The following is a 15,252-nucleotide window of genomic DNA, read 5'->3' on the forward strand; positions in this document are numbered from 1 at the left end:
GGGCTTGCCGCTGGTGAGATCAGGCCACCTTCAAGGTCGCCCTGGCGGATTGGTCCGCCGTCCAGTAGGGGACGGTCCTGCGCTTGAGCATGGCGCGGAATTCGGCGGTCGTGTCGGCGAGAAGTTCGCCGGAGCCCCAGTCGACAATGACGCCGTATTGCCGGATCAGGTCGAACATATCGAGTTCCCGCGCCCGATAGCGCGCCGCGATCCTTTCGGCGTCCTCGTTCAGCCATTCCCTGCGGTGCGACGCGATCCGGGCGCGCTCGGCAAGCGTTGCCTGCTCGTCGAGCCTGTATTCGCACAGCTCGGCGTCGACCTCGTGAACGACGACGCCGTAGTCCTTCTTGGCCCGTCCGACCGAGACATAGCCTTCGATCACGTCGTTCAGCACCGCCTGGATGTCGCGGTTGAGCGGATCGCCGAGGCCGCCACCGCCGGCCGAGGGGCGCTGGACGGTGTCGCCCTGCTGCAGCGGGACGCCCGAGAAGAGGGAGCCGAGATAGCGCTCCTTCTCCTGGCCCTGATTGATCCAGACGCCATGGGGAATTGACGGCAATCCGCCCCACAGCCCCCAGGTGATCGAGCGTTCGCGGTCGCAGCAATAGGACACCACGGTGCGTTCGCAGGCATAGAGCGTGCCACCCTTCTGCACCCCGAGGCCGCCGCGGAATTCACCGGGGCCACCGGAATCGACCATCAGCTCGTGACAGGTCGTGAGTACCGGCGACAGGCGCTCCTGGCCCTCGAAGGGCTGCGTTCCAAGCTGCACGCCGAACACCGGGCCGGTGGCCGCCCAGCCGTCGCGGCCGTTGCGCGCCCCCCAGCCCCCGACCATCCAGTCGTACCACATGAAGTACGGCTTGCCTTCGTGGCGCGTGTCGCGACCGCCGATGAGCAGGTAGTCGAGATTGAAGGTGCAGGCCATGGCCCGCTCGGGCAGAACCTCGGCCCAGAGTTCGAAAACCGCGTTCATGATCTTCTCGAAGGGACCGGAGGCGAAGCCGGCGACGGGCGTCGGCCACTCGGCGTTGACGACCGATCCCAACGGGCCGGCATCGACCGTGACGACGCGGTAGAAGCCGGAGTTCATGGGAATGTCGGGCGACTGCATCTTGGTGCCGGCGACCACCGCTGCGAACGCACCGCCATAGCAGCAGTTCAGGAACGAGCCGACCGTCTTGGGGTGCGACCCGGTCAGGTCGTAGTGGACGCGGTCGCCGTCGATGGTCATCTTGACCTTGATCGGCACCAGGCCTTCGCCTTCATCCGGATCGACGTCGATGTAGTCGATTGTCTCCCAGGTGCCATCCGGCAGTTCCGAGATGCGCTGGCGCGTCATGTCCTCGACGTAGTCCTGGACCTCGTTGAACGACTTCTTGATGGTCTCGACACCGTACTTGTCGCAGAGGCGCTGGATCTCGCGCTCCGCGAGCCGGCAGGCTTCCGACTGGGCCTGCAGGTCACCGATGATGTCGTTCGGCGCGCGGGTGTTGTGGGCGATCAGTTCGGCGACGTCGGAGAGGTAGACGCCCTTGCTGTAGACGCGGATCGGGGTGATGCGCAGGCCTTCGGCCATGTGATCGAGCGCGTTGACGTTGAACGAGCCCGGAACGGCGCCGCCGACATCCGCCCAGTGGCCGTTGGCCTGGGCGAAGCCCAACAATTCGCCCTTGTAGAACATCGGCGCAAAAAGGCGCGTGTCGTTGAAGTGGGTACCGCCCTGGTAGACGTCGTTGATGACGAAGACGTCGCCGGGATGGACATCCTGGCCGAACTTCTTGATCACCGCCTTGGCGGTCAGGTGCAGGGTTCCGACATGCGCGGCGATGTCGCCGCTGCCTTGCATGATCGTGTCGCCGGTCGGATCGCACAGGGCGGACGAAAAGTCTCGCGAGTAGATGACGAAAGAGTAGCAGGTTCGCAGGATCTGCTCGGCCATCTGGTCGACGATGTTGACATAGGCGTTCTTGAGAACTTCGAACGTGACCGGATCGAGCGTGCGGCGGTCTTTCTTCAGTGCCATTTCAATTCTCCGATTCAAGCTTGTTCAGCGTTGGGGGCGGGTTCAGGAAAGCTGCGGAACGTGCATCTTGATGATCAGATACTCGTCCACTTCGGCCTTGATCCCGGGCGGCACGACGATGGTGGAGTCGAGCTGGTCGATGATCGCAGGACCCTCGACGACCGCACCTGCATGCAGGATTGAGCGGTCGTATACCGGCGTCTTGATGCGCTGCGGCGCTTCGTCGAAGCGCACCAGGCGCTGGCCGATCGGTGCCGGAAGGGGGGCGTCGCGCAGTGGGTGCTTCGCCAGTTCGGCCTTGCGGTTCAGGCCGGTCGCCTTGACCTGGATGCGGCACACTTCGACCGGGGCATCCGGCCGGGAGTAGTTGTGCTCGCGGCCATGCTCCTCGTGGAACTGCCTGACCGCCTCATCGAGGTTGGCGATGTCGGCACTCACAGGGATCGACATCGACCGCCACTGGCCGAGATAGCGCATGTCGATGTAGCGCTGGAACAGCATGCGGTCGGGCGAGATGTCCTCGCTGAGCAGCCGTTCGCGGCCGTCTTCCTCGAGGACGCGGAATGCGCTGTTCAGTTCGGTCATGTCGATATCACCGACCGTATCGGTGTACATCTGCGTGATGTCGTGGGTGATGTCGACCAGCAGGCAGCCCAATGCGGAGGTGACGCCAGGGTTTGGTGGGATGAGCACGACAGGGATGTACAGATCCCTGGCCAGCGCTACGCCATGCAGCGCGCCGGCACCGCCGAAGGCAACCAGCGCAAAGTCGCGCGGATCGTAACCCTTGCGGAGGGAGACCAGGCGAACGGCATCGGCCATGTTGGCATTGGCGACCTTGAGGATCGACAGCGCCGCCTGCTCGGTGTCCATCCCGAACGGTTCGGCGATGACGCGGTTGATCGCGCCTTCGGCCAGCTTGACGTCGAGTTCGACCCTGCCGCCGGCAAGCTTGGTGCCGAGACGTCCGAGAAAGACGTTGGCGTCGCAATTGGTGGGCTCGGTGCCACCGTGGTTGTAGCAGACGGGACCTGGCGTCGAGCCCGCCGACTGCGGACCGTTGCGCAGGGCGCCGGCTGCGTCACGCCAGGCCAGCGATCCGCCGCCCGCACCGATGGTCAGGACCTCGATGCTGGGGAAGCGGATCGGATAGCCGTATTCGACATGCCAGTCGTTGGTGACGTGAAGGTGGCCGTCGGAGCAGAGGCTGATGTCCGTGCTCGTGCCGCCCATGTCGAGGCTGATGGAGTTCTTGTACCCGGCCAGTTCCGAGATGAAGCGGCTTGCAATGGCGCCGGCGGCAATGCCGGATGCGGCCAGTCGCGCGGCAAACTTGGTGGCGCCCTTGGCCGTCATCACGCCGCCGCCGGAATGGAGCAGCAGCACCTCGCCGCTATAGCCGCCGTCCTGCATGCGGCTTTCGAGTTCGGCGCCGTATTGTCCCGCGACCGGTCCCAGAACGGTGTTTGCCACGGTGGTGTTGAAACGCTCGTGCTCGAAGATCTCCGGCATGATGTCGCTCGACAGCGAAATCGAAGCGCCGGGCAGTTCCTCCAGCAGGATGTCGCGCATCCGCTGCTCGTTTTCCGGATTGACGAAGGAGTTGACGAAGCAGATTGCGACGTTGCTGACATTGCGCTTTTTGATCACGCGAGCGAGTTCGCGCGCCTCGGCTTCATCGACGCCCTCGATGACCTTGCCCGAGTAGTCGACGCGCTCGGTGACGGCCAACCGGTCGCGGCGCGGCAGATAGGGCGGCGCCATTTCCTTGTAGGTGTCCCAAAGATCGTCACGGGTGCCGCGCCGGATTTCGATGACGTCGCGAAAGCCCTTGGTCGTGACCATGATGGCCGGCGGGAAGCGGCGGGTGATCAGGGCGTTCGTGGCCAGCGTCGTACCATGCGAAAACAGGATGATGTCGCGCAGCGCCACGCCGCCCGCCTCGATGCCCTTGAGCACGCCGTCGATAGGATCCGGCGTCGTCGGCGTCTTGGCGACATGTATCTTGCCGGAAGCCTCGTTCAGGATGCACACGTCGGTAAACGTGCCGCCGACATCGCAGGCCACACGCACCGCAGTGCTGAAGGTTTCGACCTTGTTCACTTCCGGTTCCTCCTCATGCTGATGTTTGTTCCGGTTTTGCAGAAGCGGAGATTTTCTCGGCAAAGCTCCGCACGCCTGAGATCCAGCGGGGATCCCAGTTGTTCTTGTTGGTGAGCAATTCGCGTTGCTCGCGGCGGTAATGGGTATTGTCAGCGTCGTTGCTGCCTGCGGAGCCGCGGTAAGAGCGGGCGCAGCGCATTGGTCTTGAACGCAAAAAGGCTCCGGCGGAACGACCCGCAGGAGCCTTTTTGCTCTTGTCTCAGCCCGCATCGTCGCGGGCGTGATGGCCATAACCATCCGAGATTTACATTTTTCTGTCAACTGGCAATTCGCTTGGGCGCGTCGGCGCAGCAAAGCCGGCTATCGCCAGGATTGGGTACGCTGGTGCAGGTTCTGTTCGATCATTCGCGGATCGACGCGGGATGTGCGTTCGATCGGGATTGGCTTCCGGTCGGCCGCAAGCGAGTTGACTGGCAACCTGGCTTCAGGCAGAACTTACGTAAGGACAGCGATGTCCCCATGTCGGTCGAGCAAAGGCGCTTGCTGCGGTTTCTCCCGCGCTGGGCGCTTTTTTTGTGCCGAGTTCGCGGATGAACAATCTGACGGAGTTGGCAATTGATTGCGACAAGAACCGATGAGCCGATGAAAGTCGGCGTGTTGTTCTCCCAGACCGGGGTCACTTCGGTGACGGAGCGCAGCATGCTGAATGCGACGCTGTTTGCCATCCACGAGGTCAACGAGGCCGGCGGCATCAACGGGCGCGAATTCGTCCCCGTTCACTATGATCCGGCCTCTGACGCGGTCGCCTACAATCGCCTTGCAAACAGGTTGCTTGTCGATGACGGCGTCAAGATCATCTTCGGCTGCTACATGTCGAGCACCCGCAAGGCGGTGCTGAAGGCGGTCGAACAACGCAACGGGTTGCTGTGCTATCCCGCCCAGTATGAAGGTTTCGAGTACTCACGCAACGCCATCTATTGCGGTGCTGCACCGAACCAGAACAGCGTTCAGCTGGGGGAGCATCTGCTGAACCATGTCGGCAGGCGCTTCTACATGGTCGGCTCCGACTACATATGGCCGCGCGAGTCCGATCGCATCATGAGCGAGATGGTGCTCAAGCATGGCGGAGAAGTGGCCGGCCGAGGATACCTGAAACTCGACGCAAGGCGGTTGGCCTATAGGCCGCTCATCGCCGACATCAAACGCAAGCGGCCAGACCTGATCTTCTGCAATTTCGTCGGCGAGAGCATTATCCATTTCTATCAGGCGTTCGCGGAGGCCGGCCTGGACGCGCAGTCGATGCCAATTGCGAGCCTGACCACCAGCGAGTCCGACATCCGGGCGATGGGCGTCGAGCTAGGCGCCGGGCACATCACATCGGCAACCTATTTCCAGTCCGTCGGCGGGCTGCAGAACGAACGGTGCGTAGAGCGCTACAAGAAGAAATTCGGCGCAGATGCAGTGACGAACATGTGCTGGGAGGCGGCCTACTTCCAAGTCCATGTTGTGGCGAATGCCCTGCGCAAAGCCAACACCGACGATGTCGAGGCGCTGCGGCCGGCCATTCTCGGTGCGGAGTTCGATGCACCCCAGGGGCGCATCCGAATCGACCCCGACAACGCGCACACTTATGTGTGGCCACGGGTGGCGCGGGCGCGCGAAGACGGACAGTTTGAGATCCTGTCGAAATCTGCATCTGCAATTCGGCCCGATCCCTACTTGGCCAGCTACAACCCCGAAGAATGGGGTGAGCAATTGGCACTGCACTCGATATGACCCTGCGCCGAGGGGCGCAGGGCAAGCAACGGAACAAGACCATTGGCAGGCGTTGGATTTTCCGGGACAACGACATTGCCGCGATGAGGAACAATGGTATCACGTAGCCCCCACGTGGCGCCGCATGACGGATCCGCGCCGATCCAGATCAAGGACATACGGTCGCTCCGCGTCCTGTTGCTTCAGCCCAAGAGCAACGAGGGCGAGGAGTTGTGGCAGCACCTCAACAGGATCGGCTGCCAGGTCCAGACCAACTGGCCACCGCCGGCGGAAATTCCTGCCAACATCGACGTTGTATTCGCCTTCATCCGCCCACTGGTCGAAGGCGACATCGCCTGGAACTGGAATGCGGACGATCCACCGGCGGTGCTCATTGCGATCGTCGACTACGAGAATCCGATCATCGTCGAGAAAGTGCTGCGGTTGCGGGCCCAGGCGGTGATCGGCCTGCCGCTTCGGACCTTTGGAATTCTTGCCAACATACTCCTCAGCGTCAACAATCACCGGCGCGAGGCTCGCCTGCGCACCCGCGTGGATCGGCTTTCCGCGAAGCTTAAGGCGCACCGCGACATCGACAAGGCCAAAGAAATCCTGATGGCCACCAACAAAGTGTCGGAACAGGTCGCCTACGAGACCTTACGCGAGCAGGCCATGAACAAACGCACCACGATCGAGGCGATTGCCCTTACGATCATCAACGCCAGCGACATGTTAAACCTCCCACTGCATCACGCTGCAGACGTCGGCTAATCTCACGCCGCTGGGCGGGTTGATGCGGTCCGCTCAGAAGCTCGTGCCCCCGCGTCGATAACACCTAAGGGACGCACTGCTGTCCCGAACGGTCGCATCGCTCGATGGCGGCACTCCGGCAGGAAGCCCGATTCCTACTTGTCTCCTTCCGTTCGATGCGGCATACGGCGCTCATATTAGGGAGTGCTCATGGGCGGTTACGCAGTCAAAGAAATCTTTCTGACGCTCCAGGGGGAGGGGGTGCACGCCGGACGAGCCGCCGTGTTTTGCCGCTTTACGGGGTGCAACCTTTGGACGGGCAGGGAGGAAGACCGGCCAGGTGCGCAATGTACATTCTGCGATACGGATTTCGTCGGAATGGACGGCACGAAAGGTGGACGTTACCAGACGGCGGACGAGCTGGCCAAGGCAATTGCTTCGGAATGGATGGGGGCAGAAAGCCGCCGCTTCTGCGTTCTCACCGGCGGCGAGCCATTTTTGCAGGTCGATGCGGAACTCGTCGCAGCGTTGCACGATCACGGCTTCGAAATTGCAGTCGAGACCAATGGGACGATTGCTGCACCGACCGGGCTGGACTGGATCTGCGTCAGTCCGAAAGGGGACACGGAGCTCAAGGTCCGAACCGGCCAGGAACTCAAGCTGGTGTATCCGCAAGTCGACGCACCGCCTGAGCGTTTTGCCGGCCTCGGCTTCGAACAGTTTTCGCTCCAGCCCATGGATGGGCCGGACGCCATGGAAAATACTCGGCGCGCCATTGCCTATTGCCTGGCTCACCCGCAATGGCGGCTGAGCATCCAAACCCACAAGCTTGTTGGAATCCGATGAAGATTACCCAGGCATTCACTTTCGAGGCGGCCCACAGATTGCCGAACGTGCCGGCACAACACCGGTGCCATCGCATGCATGGCCACTCCTACCGCGTTGAATTGCAGCTCGAGGGGCCAGTGGATCCAGAGACTGGCTTCGTGGTGGACTTCTTCGAAGTCGAAGGCGCCTTCGGCCCACTCCTGACCAGGCTGGATCATCACTGCCTGAACGAAATCGACGGTCTTGCCAACCCGACCGCGGAAAACATCGCCGTCTGGATCTGGCGACATTCAAAACCGCTGCTGCCGCTGCTTTCAGGGGTGAAGGTGTTCGAAACGCCGCACTGCTGGGCCGAGTATGATGGCGGCTGACCCGGTTCAAAGGTGAAAAGATGGAAACGAGTGCTCTTGTTCTCTTCTCTGGCGGGCAGGATTCGTCCACCTGTCTCGCCTGGGCGCTCGATCGCTTCGAGAAGGTCGAGACTGTCGGCTTTGACTACGGGCAGCGACACCGCATCGAACTCGATTGTCGAGAGAAGGTACGCGCGGGCGTCGTGGGAAGCAGACCCCAGTGGCGATCCAGGCTTGGCGCAGATCACACGATTGGACTGGCTGCCTTGGGCGAGGTCTCCTCGACGGCCTTGACCCGTGAGGTCGCCATCGAGATGGACGGTGACGGGCTGCCGAACACATTCGTGCCGGGCCGCAACCTGATCTTTCTCACCTTCGCTGCGGCTTTGGCCTACCGTCGCGGATTGCGGCACATTGTCGGCGGCATGTGCGAAACGGACTATTCCGGATATCCGGACTGTCGCGACGACACCATCAAGGCGCTGCAGGTCGCATTGAACCTCGGCATGGATCGCCGCTTTGTCCTGCACACGCCTTTGATGTGGATCGACAAGCGGGAAACCTGGCTGCTTGCGCAGAACCTCGGTGGCCAGAACCTTGTCGATCTGATCGTCGAGGAAACCCATACATGCTATCTCGGCGAACGCGGGCAGCGGCACGACTGGGGCTACGGCTGTGGCGAGTGCCCTGCCTGCCAACTGCGCGCACAGGGATGGCGAGGCTACAAGGCCTCGGTCGGGGGCCACTGAAACCGAAACTGGCCAACATTGAAATGCGATGACGGCTTCGTTCTATCCTCGCCGTTTTTCGGCAGCCGCAATCGCGCGCAAACCGGCTGTTGCCAAGTGCAATAGGGAGTCGCTCAGGGGTTTCTCCGGATACGTCAGATAGACGGGACGAACGAATTCGGGGGCTTCGGCAACAACCGTAAGTCTTGAAGTTTCGATCCAGGGCAGCACGATACTGTGCGGCAGATAGGCCGAGGCGCGCCGGTCCAGTACGAATTGCAGGCCAAGGTAAGCTGGGTTTACGGTGATCGCCGGCGTCGACAATCCGGGGAACACCGCGCGGTGTCCGGCGTGGAACTGTTCGTCCCACTCGACATAGACGTAATGCTCCTCCCATTTCTCGGCGCGCTCGGTGTCGCAGACCAGTACCAGCCGCTCCTGCGTCAGCTCTTCGAGTGCCAGACCTGGTTGGCGTGGCGGTACGAAAACGAGGCCCAGATCGAGTTTTCCTCCGATCAGCCGCTCGGTGACGTTGTCCGAATAGCTGGCTTCCAGGCGCAAGGCGACGTCAGGCGCATGCTCCCGCATGTAGGAAACCCAGGGGTGCATAAGCGTGTACCAGAGGCTGCTGGCGCCGCCGAGCCGCAGGCTCGTCTTGTAGCCTGGCGGCAGGGCTATCTCGCGTTGCGCTTCCTGCCAGTCATGCAGGATCGATCTGGCTCTTGGCTCGAGTTGCCTGCCGGCGTCGGTCATCACCGTTCCGTCGGCATCGCGCCGGAACAAGGTCTGGCCAAGCTGATCCTCCAAAGCCCGGATGCGCGCGCTGATCGTCGATTGCGTGACGTTCAGCCGTTCGGCAGCGACCGTAAAGCTGCGCGTCGCGACGATCTCCAGGAAACTGCGCAGCTGTTCTGCTCTCATTAAGGGGGGTCCATCGAAATTTTCGATATAGTGCATGCAAAAGATTATCTTGCAAAGGCTGCTTCCGCCTCTGAATGTGGCGGCGTCATCGCATTTTTGCTTCGATCCGCTCCAGGAGTTACGAATGCCTAGCCGCCGCGATCATGACTACCTCCCGATCCTCAAGAACGACTTTTCCGATGGCAAGATCAGCCGCCGATCTTTCCTGCGGACGGCTACGCTTCTCGGCATGTCGGCCACCAGCGCGTATGTTTTTGCCGGGGGCAGCGCCACGCCGCTGCGGGCGGAGGAGGCAAAACCCAAGGGTGGCACGCTGCGCATCAGCACCACGGTTTATGACGTGAAGTCGCCCGCCACGGCCGCAACGCTTGCTCATCCGGTGGTTTATTCGCAGGTGGTCGAGTATCTGGCCAAGATCGGCGCGGACAACGTTACGCGTCCGCATCTGCTTTCGTCCTGGGAGCCTTCCGCCGACCTCAAGACGTGGACGCTGCACATCCGCAGCGGCGTGAAGTGGCACAGCGGCCGTGACTTCGTCGCCGCCGACGTCGTCTGGAATCTCACAAGACTGCTCAGTGACGAAGCCGGGTCCTCGATGGTCGGCCTGATGGAAGGCTACATGCTGAATTCCGTCGACACCGGCAAGAAGGACGAGAAGGGCAAGGCGATCATTCGGCACGAGCTCTGGGACCCGAAGGCCATCGAGAAGGTCGATGACATGACCGTGCGGCTCAACCTCAAGCGGCCGCAGCTGGCAGTGCCTGAACACCTCGCCCACTATCCGGCAGTCATGCTGTACCCGGAGGAGAAAGGCATATTCGGTGTCGGATCGATTGGCACCGGTGCCTTCACGCTGAAGGAGATCAACGTTTCGCGCAACGCCGTACTCGAGGCGGTCGAAGGCTATTGGGGCGAGGGCCCTTATCTCGGCAAGGTCGAGTTCATCGACCTCGGCGGCAGCGAGCAGGCCATCGTCAACGCGTTGATGTCGGGACAGGTGGACGGCGCCTTCCAGGTGCTGCCCGAGTTCTTTCCGGTCCTGAGCAAGCAGGAAAATCTGCAGTACTACGAAGTCACCACGGCCGATACTTCGGTCTGCCGCATGAACCTCAAGCACAAACCCTTCGACGACGTCCGCGTGCGCCAAGCGTTCCGTCTTGCGGTCGATGTTCCCCAGGCAAAGGAGGTCACGCTCGGCCAGTTCGGCGTCCCGGCGGAGCATCACCATGTCTCGCCGATTCATCCCGAATACGCAAAGCTCCCGGCGCTAGGGCGCGATCTCGATAAAGCCAGGGCGCTGCTGGCGGAGGCCGGCTATCCCGATGGCGTGGATGTCGAACTCGTCATTGCTCAGAACCCGCCCCACCACATGCGCAATGCGACTGCGTTGACCGAGATGTGGAAGGAAGCGGGCATACGCGCCACGATCAAGGTCGTGCCCAACGCGCAATATTGGGACATCTGGACCTCCGCGCCTCTCGGCATAACCGTCTGGGCGCATCGTCCGCTTGGTGTCATGAACCTCTCGCTCGCCTACCGGTCAAACGTTCCGTGGAACGAAACCGCCTTCGCCAGCGAGCAATTCGACAAGCTTCTCGACGAGGCCGAGGCCATCCCCGATCCGAAGGCACGCAGCCTAAAAATGGCTGAGATCGAGGAGTTCATGCAACGCGAGGGCCCGATAGTGCAGACCTACTGGCGCAACCTGATCACTTTCTACGACAAGCGTGTGATGGGCGTCGCCATGCATCCCACCTACATGGTCTCGGCCAACGAACTCGCGATCAAGCCGGCATGAGCACCGTGCGCGCGTCCCATTTCCGCGGAACTCGTTCGGTCGGGAAGCGCCGATGATAGGGTTTCTCCTGAGGCGTCTTTCCCAGTTCGCACTGACTTTTGCGGCAGCCTCGTTCCTGCTCTTTGCGGTGACCGAGTTTTCTCCCGGAGACATCGCATCGAAGATCCTTGGACCTTACGCGGTGCAAAGCCAGGTCGACCTGCTGCACGAGAGGTTGAAACTCGACGACCCTCTGCCGGTTCGGTATTTTCGCTGGCTCGGGACCCTGCTCGGACTCGTCGACAACCCCCTTGGAGGCGATACGACCGGGTTGGGCCTGACCGATCCGCGCGGCAGCCGCTACTTCGGTAATCTCGGCTATTCGCTGATGCTGAAGGAGCCGGTTGTCGATGTGATAGGCGACCGGCTCGGCTATACGGTTCTTCTCACGCTCTGGGCTGTCGTCTTCATCGTGCCGATTTCGATCGCGGTCGGCGTCGCGGCAGGCATGAACCAGGGCAAGGCGCTTGACCGGGTGCTTTCCACTTCGGCCGCGGTCCTGACCTCGTTGCCGGAATTCGTAGTCGCCGTCGCCCTCATTTTCGTAGCGGTCGCATGGCTCGGCTTGCTTCCCGGAACCAGCACGATGACCGGCGGCTCATGGTCCACGACCGCTCAGCTCATCCTGCCGGTGACTGTGCTCGTAATCGCCTCTGCAAGCTATGTCTCGCGCATTGTCAGAGCTTCCGTAGTCGACACGTTGCGCCGGCCGTATGTCCGAACTGCCCTGCTCAAGGGCCTGCCTCGCCGGCAGATCATTGTTCATCACGTTCTGCGCAATGCGATGATCCCGCCCATCACGGTCATCCTGTTGCAGGTGAACTGGCTCTTGACCGGTGTCGTGGTGGTCGAGTCGATCTTCGCCTATCCCGGGGTTGGTTCACTTCTCCTCCAGGCAGGTCTGTTCGGCGACATCTATCTGGTCCAGGCGCTGACACTGCTGGCGCTGGCCGTGGCGGTCGGAACCCAGCTCATTGGGGACCTGTGCTACATGGCGCTCGATCCCAAGATCAAGGTGGTCTGACATGACACTATCGTCATCCACCTACAGGGAGACTCTGTCCTGGGCGACGGCAGGCTCCCGCCTATTGCTCCGGGTGGCCGCCATTTCGCGCAATCCCACCGCGTTCGCCGGCCTGTCGGTTCTGGTCTTCTGGGCGACCGTTGCCGTCCTGGCGCCGCTGATTTCGCCATACGATCCGACCGCGATCGATTTCTCCGCGGCCGCCGACCCGATGCCATCATGGTCGCATTGGCTAGGCAATGATTCGTCCGGCAGGGATCTTCTTTCCCGGATCATCTGGGGCGCGCGCACGACCTACACCGTCGTTCCGCTCGCAGTCGGCTCGGCCTTCATCCTGGGCATCGCGCTCGGCGTTCCGGCCGGCTATTTCGGCGGCTGGGCGGACACGTTCATCAGCCGCGTTTCGGACGTCATCCTCGCCTTCCCGGTGCTCATTCTCTACATCATCCTGATCACCGCGCTCGGCCCGTCGCTGATCAACATCATTGTCGCCGTGACCCTCTCCTACGCGCCTGGCGTCAGCCGGCTGGCGCGCGGCATCACCCTGTCGCTGCGCGAACAGGACTATATCGCGGCAGCGCAGCTGCGGGGCGAATCGAGCCTCTACATCATGTTGGTCGAAATCCTGCCGAACGCGCGCGGACCCCTGCTCGTCGATCTGTGCCTGCGCGCCGGCTACACCGTCATCATGGTCGGCACGCTTGGCTTTCTCGGTCTGGGCCTGCCGCCGCCCACGCCCGACTGGGGCGGCATGGTTGTGGAGAGCGCCCATTTCCTTTCGACCTACTGGCACATGTCCCTGTTTCCCTGCGTGGCGATTTCGAGCGTGGTCATTGCCTGCAACCTCCTTGCCGACAGCCTGCGAAGGGATCCGGGACGATGAGCGAACAGATGCTGCTCTCCGTGCAAGACCTGTCGATCGCCTACCGGAAGGGCGGCGCGACGCTTCCGGTCGTCAGGGACTTCTCGCTGAGGCTGGCTCCCGGGGAGACCTACGGGCTGGTCGGCGAATCCGGCTGCGGCAAGTCCACCGTGGCCTACGCCTTACTGGGCTATCTTTCGGAGAACGGCGTACTCACGGGTGGCACGATCAGGCTGAACGGAGTTGACGTAACGACGCTCGACGACGCGGGATTGCGTGGCTTGCGGGGTGGCGACGTAGCCATGGTCTATCAGGAGCCTGTCAGCGCCCTGAACCCGGTGCTGACGGTCGGACGTCAGCTTGTCGAGGCGAGGCAAGCACACAGGACATGTTCGGCGGCCGAAGCGCGCATGGCTGCGATCGCGATGATGCAAGCGGTGCGGCTGCCCGATCCGAATACGCTGTTCGACCGCTACCCGCACGAACTGTCCGGCGGACAGGCACAGCGGATCGTCATTGCCATGGCGCTTCTTGCCGAGCCGAAGCTGCTGGTGCTCGACGAACCGACGACGGGCCTCGACGCGACCGTCGAGGCCGAAGTCGTCGACCTCATCGCCGATCTGGGACGCCGGTTCGGCATGGGCATCCTCTACATCTCGCACAATCTCGCCCTGGTCGGCCGCATCTGCGAGCGAGTTGGCGTGATGTATGCCGGTCGCCTCGTCGAGGAAGCCCCGGCAGGCCAGCTTTTCTCGTCTCCGCGCCATCCATACACGGCGGGTCTTCTGGGCTGCCGCCCCTCCGCGGACGACAGGTCCGCGCGCAGGCGTCTGGCCACCATCCCCGGTCAGGTTCCGCTGCCGGGGCAGGTGCCGCCGGGATGCGCCTTTGCGCCGCGCTGCCAGTATTTCGCTGCCGGCCGCTGCGACAGGCTGCCTGATTTGCCGCTTGAACCAATCGGCGGCAATGCCAGCGTGCGGTGCCTGAGGCATGCCGAGATCGTGCCCGAGCCCATCATTCCTCAACCGGCTGCCGAGCGACCGGCTCCTGGGATGCCGGTCATCGAGGTCAACAATCTCGTCAAGAACTATGCTTCCCGGCGCATGCTGGGCTTTGGCAGGCGGGCACCAGAATTCAACGCCAACGACGACATCTCACTTTCAGTCAGGGGCGGCGAGATCCTCTCCATCGTGGGCGAGTCCGGGTCGGGCAAGTCGACACTGGCCAAGATCGCGATTGGGCTGGAGGAGGCGACGTCGGGCAAGATCGTCGCTTTTGAGCATGAGGTCGGCAGCGTCCGGGCGGGGCGGCGCCCAAGGCCGCTGCTGCGAAAGATGCAGATGGTGTTCCAGAATCCCGACAGCACCCTCAATCCGGCCCACACCGTCGGTGCCATCATTGCGCGGGCCGTGCGTCGCCTCGGCGATCGGCAGTCCTCGGAGGCAATCCGTCACCGGGTGGATATTTTGCTGGCCGCCGTCGCACTGCCGGCGGAGTTCCGGCACAAGTATCCGCACGAACTGTCGGGCGGGCAGCGCCAGCGGGTCGGCATCGCCCGCGCCTTCGCCGGCAATCCCGAAATCGTCGTTGCCGACGAGCCGGTTTCGGCGCTCGACGTGTCGATCCAGGCCTCGATCGTCAACCTTCTGCTCGACATGCAGGCCTGCTCGGGAACGACGTTTCTGTTCATCAGCCACGACGTTGCCCTGGTCAGGCACATTTCCGATCGCGTCGCCGTGCTCTATCGCGGACAGGTGATGGAAGCCGGTACGGTCGAGGAGGTCTTCTCGCCCCCCTTCCATCCCTACACCGCGAGGCTCCTGGCCGCGACAGGCCACGTCTCCGTGCCGGAGCCTGCCAACGCGGAGCTCGAGGCAACGGCCCAGCCGCCGGTCGGCGGATGCCGCTACTTCGACAGATGCGGCCTTCGTGTCGAAGGACTCTGCGACCGGATGGCGCCGCCCCGGAGCCAGCGTTCCGAAAGTCATTTTCTCGCCTGCCACCACGAATTTTCATTCCTCGCGGGGCAGCCGGGCGCCAACTCGAACAAAGTGCAAGGAGACTGATA

At 62.5% G+C, this 15,252-nt stretch carries 12 protein-coding genes; 9 read left to right on the forward strand and 3 right to left on the reverse strand.

What is annotated here, in order from left to right; all coding sequences use genetic code 11:
* Positions 1-19: 19 nt before the first annotated feature.
* Together PV773_RS11930 and PV773_RS11935 are read right to left on the reverse strand one after the other, a co-directional pair.
* Complete coding sequence (locus PV773_RS11930; protein WP_347966544.1) at positions 20-2,026, reverse strand: hydantoinase B/oxoprolinase family protein; 2,007 nt, start codon at positions 2,024-2,026, stop codon at positions 20-22.
* Between the two features lie 42 nt (positions 2,027-2,068).
* Entirely contained in the window at positions 2,069-4,129 is a 2,061-nt protein-coding gene (locus PV773_RS11935; protein ID WP_347966545.1) for a hydantoinase/oxoprolinase family protein, read from the reverse strand.
* 642 nt (positions 4,130-4,771) lie between these two features.
* On the opposite strand from PV773_RS11935, the gene PV773_RS11940 reads away from it, so the two are divergent.
* From PV773_RS11940 to queC, 5 genes are all read left to right on the forward strand, one after another.
* On the forward strand, positions 4,772-5,905 hold the full coding sequence (locus PV773_RS11940; RefSeq protein ID WP_347966546.1) for a transporter substrate-binding domain-containing protein: 1,134 nt from the start codon (positions 4,772-4,774) through the stop codon (positions 5,903-5,905).
* Between the two features lie 114 nt (positions 5,906-6,019).
* Positions 6,020-6,655, forward strand: coding sequence for an ANTAR domain-containing protein (locus tag PV773_RS11945; RefSeq protein ID WP_347966547.1), 636 nt, complete (start codon positions 6,020-6,022; stop codon positions 6,653-6,655).
* 189 nt (positions 6,656-6,844) lie between these two features.
* Entirely contained in the window at positions 6,845-7,480 is a 636-nt protein-coding gene (gene queE / locus PV773_RS11950; protein ID WP_347966548.1) for a 7-carboxy-7-deazaguanine synthase, read from the forward strand.
* Positions 7,477-7,833, forward strand: a complete 357-nt coding sequence (gene queD, locus PV773_RS11955; RefSeq protein ID WP_347966549.1) for a 6-carboxytetrahydropterin synthase QueD — start codon at positions 7,477-7,479, stop codon at positions 7,831-7,833. Before queE ends, queD begins: the two co-directional genes overlap by 4 nt.
* Positions 7,834-7,853: 20 nt before the next feature.
* On the forward strand, positions 7,854-8,561 hold the full coding sequence (gene queC / locus PV773_RS11960; protein WP_347966550.1) for a 7-cyano-7-deazaguanine synthase QueC: 708 nt from the start codon (positions 7,854-7,856) through the stop codon (positions 8,559-8,561).
* A 42-nt stretch (positions 8,562-8,603) separates the two neighbouring features.
* Here queC and PV773_RS11965 read toward each other — a convergent pair whose 3' ends face one another.
* Complete coding sequence (locus tag PV773_RS11965; protein WP_347966551.1) at positions 8,604-9,461, reverse strand: LysR family transcriptional regulator; 858 nt, start codon at positions 9,459-9,461, stop codon at positions 8,604-8,606.
* 34 nt (positions 9,462-9,495) lie between these two features.
* Between PV773_RS11965 and PV773_RS11970 the strand changes: the two genes are divergently transcribed.
* The 4 genes from PV773_RS11970 to PV773_RS11985 are packed head-to-tail and all read left to right on the forward strand — an operon-like array spanning position 9,496 to position 15,250.
* A complete protein-coding gene (locus tag PV773_RS11970) occupies positions 9,496-11,259 on the forward strand; it encodes an ABC transporter substrate-binding protein (protein ID WP_347966552.1) in 1,764 nt (587 codons plus the stop codon).
* A gap of 52 nt (positions 11,260-11,311) precedes the next feature.
* Positions 11,312-12,322: an ABC transporter permease gene (locus PV773_RS11975; RefSeq protein WP_347966553.1), complete on the forward strand. Its 1,011-nt coding sequence runs from the start codon at positions 11,312-11,314 to the stop codon at positions 12,320-12,322.
* Position 12,323: 1 nt separating this feature from the next.
* Positions 12,324-13,205, forward strand: a complete 882-nt coding sequence (locus tag PV773_RS11980; RefSeq protein ID WP_347966554.1) for an ABC transporter permease — start codon at positions 12,324-12,326, stop codon at positions 13,203-13,205.
* On the forward strand, positions 13,202-15,250 hold the full coding sequence (locus PV773_RS11985) for an ABC transporter ATP-binding protein (RefSeq protein ID WP_347966555.1): 2,049 nt from the start codon (positions 13,202-13,204) through the stop codon (positions 15,248-15,250). The genes PV773_RS11980 and PV773_RS11985 overlap by 4 nt, the downstream gene beginning before the upstream one ends.
* The last annotated feature ends 2 nt before the right edge of the window (positions 15,251-15,252 follow it).

The sequence above is a fragment of the Mesorhizobium sp. CC13 genome (genome assembly GCF_039907765.1).
Classification (GTDB): domain Bacteria; phylum Pseudomonadota; class Alphaproteobacteria; order Rhizobiales; family Rhizobiaceae; genus Aminobacter.